The 7,392-nt window shown below is 72.6% G+C and carries 8 protein-coding genes; 6 read left to right on the top strand and 2 right to left on the bottom strand.

The annotated features are described in order from the left end of the window. The 3 genes from GSF22_RS27940 to GSF22_RS27930 form a co-directional block, all read left to right on the top strand. Positions 1–614, top strand: a 614-nt coding sequence (locus tag GSF22_RS27940) for an STM4013/SEN3800 family hydrolase (RefSeq protein ID WP_208816723.1), incomplete at its 5' end; no start/stop codon positions are given. Beyond that, entirely contained in the window at positions 611–2,002 is a 1,392-nt protein-coding gene (locus tag GSF22_RS27935; protein ID WP_208816722.1) for an STM4012 family radical SAM protein, read from the top strand. The genes GSF22_RS27940 and GSF22_RS27935, both read left to right, overlap by 4 nt. After that, positions 1,999–3,009: an STM4011 family radical SAM protein gene (locus GSF22_RS27930; protein WP_307804389.1), complete on the top strand. Its 1,011-nt coding sequence runs from the start codon at positions 1,999–2,001 to the stop codon at positions 3,007–3,009. The genes GSF22_RS27935 and GSF22_RS27930 overlap by 4 nt, the downstream gene beginning before the upstream one ends. An 82-nt stretch (positions 3,010–3,091) precedes the next feature. On the opposite strand, the gene GSF22_RS27925 is transcribed toward GSF22_RS27930, so the two are convergent. Continuing rightward, positions 3,092–3,385, bottom strand: coding sequence for an antibiotic biosynthesis monooxygenase family protein (locus GSF22_RS27925; RefSeq protein WP_208816721.1), 294 nt, complete (start codon positions 3,383–3,385; stop codon positions 3,092–3,094). A 117-nt stretch (positions 3,386–3,502) separates the two neighbouring features. On the opposite strand from GSF22_RS27925, the gene pnuC reads away from it, so the two are divergent. From pnuC to GSF22_RS27910, 3 genes are all read left to right on the top strand, one after another. Then, the gene (pnuC, locus tag GSF22_RS27920; protein WP_208816720.1) at positions 3,503–4,156 is read left to right on the top strand and encodes a nicotinamide riboside transporter PnuC; all 654 of its coding nucleotides are present in this window, start codon (positions 3,503–3,505) and stop codon (positions 4,154–4,156) included. Next, positions 4,153–5,283 carry an AAA family ATPase gene (locus GSF22_RS27915; RefSeq protein ID WP_307804388.1) on the top strand — a complete coding sequence of 377 codons (1,131 nt, stop codon included), beginning with the start codon at positions 4,153–4,155 and terminating at the stop codon, positions 5,281–5,283. The genes pnuC and GSF22_RS27915 overlap by 4 nt, the downstream gene beginning before the upstream one ends. A gap of 351 nt (positions 5,284–5,634) precedes the next feature. After that, complete coding sequence (locus GSF22_RS27910) at positions 5,635–6,633, top strand: TerC family protein (RefSeq protein WP_208816719.1); 999 nt, start codon at positions 5,635–5,637, stop codon at positions 6,631–6,633. Between the two features lie 173 nt (positions 6,634–6,806). On the opposite strand, the gene GSF22_RS27905 is transcribed toward GSF22_RS27910, so the two are convergent. Further along, positions 6,807–7,392: C40 family peptidase (locus GSF22_RS27905; RefSeq protein ID WP_208816718.1), on the bottom strand; the 586-nt coding region annotated here is incomplete at its 5' end.

Raw genomic sequence — 7,392 nt, 5'->3', positions numbered from 1 at the left:
GCCCCGGCCCGCACCCGCGGCTCTTCGCGGCGGCCTTCCCCGGCAGCGTCAGCGCCACCGAGGACACCTGGGTCTTCGACGCGCCGGATGTGGTCACCGCCCTCGCCGGTCGTGGCTACCACACGGTCTGCGTGGGCGGGGTGGGCTTCTTCAACCCGGCTTCACCGCTCGGCCGGGTCCTGCCCGGCCTCTTCGCCGAGGCACACTGGGAGCCGGAGTTCGGCGTCACCGCCCCGGGCTGCTTCGAGGCGCAACTCGACCGGGTCGACCGGGTGGTGGCCACGGTGCCCGCCGGGCGGCCGCTCTTCCTCTTCCTCAACGTGGCCGCGCTGCACCAACCCAACCGGCACTACCTGCCCGGCACCGCCGACGACGACCTGACCAGCCACGCCGCCGCCCTGGCGTACGTCGACCGGCACATCGGCCGGCTCTTCGCCGCGATGACCGGCCGGGGCCGCCCCTGCCTGGTGGTGCTCTGCTCCGACCACGGCACCGCCTACGGCGAGGACGGCCACACCGGTCACCGGTTCGGGCACGAGGTGGTGTGGACGGTGCCGTACGCACAGGTCGTCCTCGAACCGGGGACGTGGAACCGAACGGGGACCCCGACATGACCGCACTGGACGGCTCGCCCTACCAGGGCTACCTCTACGCGTACCCGCACAAGACGGCGTACCGGCCGCTGCGGCCCCGCCCGGCGCTGCGGGACGTCTGGGCGGGGGAGCGCCGGGACGGGCTCTTCCTCTACCTGCACCTGCCGTTCTGCGAGATGCGCTGCGGGTTCTGCAACCTGTTCACCCGGGCCAACCCGCCCGCCGAGCAGGTGACCCGTTACCTGGCCCAGCTCGGTACCCAGGCCGACCGGGTCGCGGACGCGCTCGGTGCGGCCGACTACGCCCGGATCGCGGTCGGTGGTGGTACCCCCACCTACCTGACCGCCGCCGAACTGACCGCGCTGTTCGACCTGCTCACCCGGTTCGGGGCCCGCCCCGGCGCGGTACCCACCGCGGTGGAGACGTCCCCGGCCACCGCCACCGCCGACCGGATCGCGGTCCTCGCCGAACGGGGTACCACCCGGATCAGCATGGGCGTGCAGAGCTTCCTGGACACCGAGGCGCGGGCGGCGGGCCGCCCCCAGCGCCGGGAAGAGGTGGAGCGGGCGCTGACGGTCATCCGGTCCTCGGGGATCGGCACGGTCAACCTCGACCTGATCTACGGTATCGCCGGGCAGACGGCCCGGACCTGGGCGCAGTCGTTGGCGGCGGCGCTGTCCTGGCAGCCGGAGGAGCTGTTCCTCTACCCGCTCTACGTGCGACCGCTCACCGGTCTGGGCCGTCGGTCCGTGCCGCTCCTTTCCGCCCCCGGGTCCCGGCCGCCGGCCCCGCACGCGGAACACCGGGTGCCGCCACCGGCCGGCGACGACGCCGACCCGGAGTGGGACGCGCACCGGCTGGCGCTCTACCGCCAGGGCCGGGACACGCTGCGCGCCGCCGGCTACCGGCAACTGTCCATGCGCCACTTCCGGCGGGCCGACCTGCCCGATCCGGACGGACCCGACTACTCCTGCCAGGACGACGGGATGGTCGGCCTCGGCTGCGGTGCCCGGTCCTACACCACCGACCTGCACTACTCGTTCGACTACGCGGTGGGGATCGGCCAGGTCCGCGCGATCATCGAGGACTACCTGCGCCGCCCGGCCGGCGACTTCGACGTCGCAGAGGTCGGGTTCGCCCTCGACGGGGTGGAACAGCGGCGCCGTTGGCTGGTCAAGTCGCTGCTGCGGGCGGACGGCTTCGCGCCGGCCGGGTACCGGGAACGCTTCGGTGCCCCGGTGGAGGAGGACTTCGCGGGGCTCACCACCCTGGTGGAGCGGGGCTGGGCCGAGCTGGGCCCGGACCGGGTGGTGCTCACCGACGCCGGCCTGGAGCGCTCCGACGCGATCGGGCCCTGGCTGGTCTCCGGTCCGGTCCGGGCCGCCATGGCGGGGTACGCGTGGCGGTGAGCGGTACCTTCCTCGGGCTGCCCGGTCGGGCCGGCGGCGCACCGCCGGCCGGCGACGGCGTACCGGCCGGTGGCGGACAACCGACCGGCACGGTCGACCCGACCGTGGGGCAGCCCGGGCCGATGCACCTGCGGATCCTCTACCGGGGTCCGCTGGCCAGCTGCAACTACGACTGCCCGTACTGTCCGTTCGCCAAGCGGCGGGACACCCGCGCGCAGTTGCACGCCGACCGGGCAGCTCTGGAGCGCTTCGTCGACTGGGTCACCGCCAACCCGCACGGGGACAGGCTCTCGGTGCTGTTCACCCCGTGGGGCGAGGGACTGACCCGCTCCTGGTACCAGCGCGCCCTGGTGACGCTCTCCCACCTGCCGCACGTGGAGCGGGTGGCCATCCAGACCAACCTGGCCTGCCGGCTGGACTGGCTGGCCGATGCCGACCGGCAGCGGGTCGCGCTCTGGGCGACCTACCATCCGGGGCAGGTCGACCGGGCGGTGTTCCTCGGCCGGTGCACCGCCCTGCACGCGATGGGCATCCGGTTCTCGGTGGGCGTGGTGGGGCTGCCCGGGCATCTCGCCGAGGCGCGGGAGCTGCGTGCGGCGTTGCCGGCGGAGACGTACCTGTGGGTCAACGCGGCCGAGGGCCACCACTACCCGCCGCAGGAGGAGGCCGACTGGTCGGCCCTGGACCCGCTCTTCGGGTACAGCGTCCGGCCGCACCGGTCCGCCGGCCGGTCCTGCCGGACCGGGGAGAGCGTCATCTCGGTGCGGGGCGACGGCGAGGTGCGACGCTGTCACTTCGTCGACACGCCGTTGGGCAACCTCTACGACGGGTCGTACCGGTCGGCGTTGCGGCCTCGCCCCTGCCCGCAGGCGAGCTGCGACTGTCATATCGGGTACGTCCACCTGCGGACGCTGCCGTTGTACGACGTGTTCGCCGGTGGTGTGCTGGAGCGGATCCCGGCGGAGCGGGCCCGGGTGACCCCGTCGACCACCGGCGACAGCGGGTGACCTGCCCGGATCCGACGGCCCCGTGCCCGTCGGATCCGGCCGGAGGCACCCTAGCCGGTGGGTACGACAAAAACCCGCCGGGTCAGGCCGGTACGTCGGTGAAGTGCTCCACCACGGGCGGGCCGGCGAAGTACGGCCCGATCAGCGCCCGCCAGCGGGTGAACCGCTCGGTGGCCCGGAATTCCTGCTCGTGCGCCTCGACCGAGTCCCACTCGACGAGCAGCACGAACCGGGCGGGCGACTCGATCCCCCGGGTCATCCGGACCGACCGGCAGCCGGGGGTGCCGGCCAGCACCGCGTGCCCCTCGGCGTACGCCGCCGCGAACTGCTCCTCCTGACCGGGAACCACATCGATCAGAGCGACCTCAAGCACCATGGCGGCAGCCTCGCACGCTGCGTGGACCGTCGGACGACCGGGGTGTCCGCCGTCCATTTTCTGCTCTAGGGTGAGCGGCCGGATCGCCACGTACGGCGGGATCCACGGGGAGGATGCATGATCGACTGGCTGACCGGTACGGCGGTCACGGTGGCCGGTACCCCCACCACCTGGGCGGAGCTGCTCGGCTTCGCCACCGGGGTGCTCAACGTCTGGCTGGTGGCCCGGCAACGGTTGTGGAACTGGCCGGTCGGCATCGTCAACGTGCTGCTGCTCATGGTGCTGTTCTGGACCGCCGGGCTGTACGCCGACGCCGGCCTCCAGGTCGTCTACGTGGTCCTCGGGCTCTACGGCTGGTGGAACTGGCTCTTCGGCGGGGCGCAGCGTAGCCGGTTGCGGGTCAGCCGGACCGGACGGGGCGAGTGGGCCGGTCTGGCGGTCGCCGGGGTGCTCCTCACCGCAGGGCTCTGGCTGCTGCTCACCCGGTACACCGACTCGACCGTACCGTTGGCGGACGCGCTGACCACCACGCTCTCCCTGCTCGCCACGTACGGCCAGACCCGCAAGCTGGTGGAGAGCTGGTGGATCTGGATCGTCGCGGACCTGGTCTACGTTCCGCTCTACCTCTACAAGGGACTGCACCTGACGGCGCTGCTCTACGTCGTCTTCCTGGGGCTCTGCGTGCTCGGTCTGCGGGCCTGGTCGGCGGACCTGCGGCGGCGGGCGGAGCCGGAGGCAGTGGCCCCCGGCCCGGCCCCGGCGGTGCCGTGAGCCCCGCGTCGGTCACCCCACCGGACGGCGTCACCCCCGAGCCGGCCGACCTGTCGGCCACCGACCGGCGTCCCGAGTTCCGGCACGCCCTGGTGGTGGGGAAGTTCTACCCGCCGCACGCCGGGCACCACGCCCTGATCGACGCCGCAGCGGCCCGCTGTGCCGAGGTGACCGTGGTGGTGGCGCCGTCCTCGCGGGAGTCGATCCCGCTCGCCGACCGGCTCGACTGGCTGCGCGAGGCGCACGCGGCCAGCCCGCACGTGCGGTTCGTCGGGGTGTACGACGACCATCCGGTGGACTACGCCGACCCGGCCGTCTGGGACGCGCACTGCGCCGTCTTCCGGGCCGCCGCCGGCCCGGTGCGGTTCGACGCGGTCTTCTCCTCCGAGGCGTACGGCGGGGAACTGGCCCGCCGGTTCGGGGCGACCCCGGTCTACGTGGATCCGCAACGACTCGCGGTACCGGTCTCGGGTACGGCGGTGCGGGCCGACCCGGTCGGGCACTGGCGGTGGCTGCATCCGGCGGTGCGGGCCTGGTTCGTCCGGCGGGTGGTGGTGGTCGGCGCCGAGTCGACCGGGACGACCACGATGGCGGCGGCGCTGGCGGCGCACTACGGGACGCGGTGGGTGCCCGAGTACGGCCGCGAACTGACCGCCCGGAAGCTGGCCGTCCTGCAGGTGGAGCGGCCGGACGCGACGGTCTCCGACGTGGTGTGGGGCCGGGCGGACTTCGTCGAGGTGGTCCGGATGCAGCAGGCCGCCGAGGACGCGGCGGCCCGGGAGTCCGGTCCGTTGCTGATCTGCGACACCGACACCCGGGCGACCGCGGTCTGGGAGGAGCGCTATCTGGGCTCGTCCTCGGAGGCGGTCCGGGCGGCGGCCCGTGCCCCGGACCTCTACCTGCTCACCGACCACCACGGGGTGCCGTTCGACGACGACGGGTTACGGGACGGGGAGCACCTGCGGGCCGGTATGACCGATCGGTTCCGGTCGGTGCTGGCGGAGAGCGGGGTACCCGTGGTGGAACTCACGGGGTCGCACGGGCAGCGGTTGGCCCGTGCGGTGGCGGCCTGCGACGGCCTGTTGGCGGCCGGCTGGTCGTTGGCCGATCCGCTGGTCGAGGGCTGATTGCGGTTGTCGACACCGGACCCGCCGACCGGTCCGGTGCAGCACCTAGCCTCCTAGGATGCCCTACGCGTGGTGACCGGGATGGTGACCTGGTCGGCAAAAGCCGCTCCTGGAGGTGCGCTGCCGGGCGGTGATGGTGAACAATGGCGCCCGAGGAGGGGAGTATTCCCCCGCGATGGCGTCGTCAGCACGGTCAACCGGTTCGCCGGCCGACCCGGCGTCATCGGTCACCGTCGACCGGCGGTGACGGAAGAGACCTCCGACAGCCACCAGAGTCAGCGTCGCCAGCACACCGGGCCCCGCCGGGGCGTACGGTGTGCCCGATGCCGCGTGTCTGCCGGAGGAAATGAGTTGAACGTGTCCGGATGGGTGTGGGCTGCGACCCTCGTCGTACTGACGGCGGTCCTCCTGGCCGACCTGTTGATCATCGGCCGCCGGCCGCACGAGCCGAGCATCCGCGAGTCCAGCCTCTGGGTGGCCTTCTACGTGGGCCTCGCGCTCCTCTTCGGCGTCGGGCTCTGGCTGACCTCCGGCGCCGGCACCGCCGGGGAGTTCTACACCGGCTGGCTGACCGAGTACAGCCTCTCCGTCGACAACCTCTTCGTCTTCGTCATCATCATGGGCCGGTTCGCGGTGCCCCGGCAGTACCAGCAGAAGGTGCTGCTGATCGGTATCGTCCTCGCCCTGGTCATGCGGGGTGGCTTCATCGCGGCGGGCGCGGCGCTGATCTCCCAGTTCTCCTGGGTCTTCTACATCTTCGGTGCCTTCCTCATCTACACGGCGATCAACTTCTTCCGGCAGGGCGAGCCGGACGAGGACGAGTTCCAGGAGAACCTGCTGATCCGGTGGAGCCGCCGGGCACTGCCGCTGTCGAAGGACTTCGACGGCGCGAAGCTGACCACCACCCAGCACGGTCGCCGGCTCTTCACCCCGATGCTCATCGTCATGATCGCCATCGGGACGACCGACCTGATCTTCGCGCTGGACTCCATTCCGGCGATCTTCGGTATCACCCAGGAGCCGTACCTGGTCTTCACCGCGAACGTCTTCGCGCTGATGGGTCTGCGGCAGCTCTACTTCCTGCTGGGCGGCCTGCTCGACCGGCTGGTGTACCTCAACATCGGCCTCGCGGTGGTGCTCGGGTTCATCGGCGTCAAGCTGGTGCTGGAGGCGCTCGCCGACAACAACCTGCCCTTCATCAACGGCGGGGAACCCATCGGTTGGGCGCCGCACATCCCGATCTGGCTCTCCCTGGTGGTCATCCTCGGCACCCTGGCGGTGGCGACGGTGGCCAGCCTGGTCAAGTCCTCCCGGGACCGGCGTCGCGAACTGACCGGCGCACGCCACTAGGTCGCGTTTCGCCGTCGGCGTCCCGCGCCGCCTCCGCGCCCCCGGGCCCGCCCCGGGGGCCGTGCGCCTTGCGCGTGGATCATGGCGTTGTGGTGCCCCACAGAAGCCGTGAAGTGGTGCATCGAGGGCACCACAACTCCATGATTGACATGGGCTGGCCGGGGCCGCCGGGGTCAGACCCGGTGTGCGCCGACCAGCGTGGCGGTCCGTTCCGCCGGCAGTTGCTCCTCCAGTACCCGCCGTTTCGTGTAGCAGGCGTGCAGCATCCGACGGTCGTCGCCGGGGCGGGGTGCGGCGGTGACGATGCCGATGTGGTGGATCGGCCTGCCGGGCCGGGCGAAGAAGTAGAGGTCCCCGGGGCGTTCGGTGCCCAGCGGGACGGGGGTGGTGGCCCGGGCCTGGTCGTCGGCGTCCCTCGGCAGGCGTACCCCGAACCGCCGCCAGGCCAGGTGCACCAGCCCGGAGCAGTCGATGCCGTACGCCGACACCCCGCCCCAGAGGTAGATGACGTCGAGCAGCCGGTGGGCCACGGCCAGCACCCCGTCCGGCTGCGGTGCCCGGGTGGCGGCCGGTACGAGGTGGGCGTCGGGGAGCCAGAGCGGGGCGGGCTGCCCGGGGACGTGCACGGGTCGCCAGCCGTCGCGGGCAGGTCCGGCGGGCACGAGCCGGGTACCGAGGACCACGCCCGGCACGGCCGCGGTGCCGCCGGGGGTGGTGTGCAGGCTGGTGACGGTGGCGTCGACGGTCAGTGGTTCGGTC

Source organism: Micromonospora echinofusca (genome assembly GCF_017614955.1).
GTDB lineage: Bacteria > Actinomycetota > Actinomycetes > Mycobacteriales > Micromonosporaceae > Micromonospora > Micromonospora echinofusca_A.
Note: the sequence above shows the minus strand (reverse complement) of the source record. Positions and strands in the feature narration are given on the sequence as shown.